This window comes from Bartonella sp. MR168JLCBS (assembly GCF_042194175.1).
Genome location: NZ_JBHIMP010000424.1, coordinates 306 through 673, shown reverse-complemented (window position 1 = coordinate 673; position 368 = coordinate 306). Strand labels below are relative to the sequence as shown.

General features: G+C 35.3%; 1 protein-coding gene. It reads left to right on the top strand.

Going from position 1 to position 368, the window contains the following annotated elements; genetic code table 11:
* A partial coding sequence (locus ACFIK8_RS11760) for a PDZ domain-containing protein (RefSeq protein ID WP_375669532.1) occupies nucleotides 1-368 on the top strand: 368 nt, incomplete at both ends.

Genomic DNA, 368 nt, shown 5'->3' with positions numbered 1-368 from the left:
AACAGTAACATTAGGTGTTTGGAAATCTGGTAAAGAGGAGAATATCAAGGTTAAACTTGATACAATGCCTGACGATAAAGTTATGAAAGAAGACTCAAAATATTCAAATGGGCGCAATGATTCAAATGAAACATTGGAAGATTATGGTTTGATTGTTGCTCCTTCTGATGATGGGATAGGGTTAGTCGTAACTGATGTCGATTCAGATTCAGATGCTGCCGATAAAGGAATACGCCCTGGTGATGTGATTGTTACAGTTAATAATAAATCTGTTAAAAAGGTATCTGATATTACTGACACAATTAAAAATGCCCAAAAGTTAGGACGAAAAGCCATACTTTTACAAGTGCGAACAAATGATCAAAACC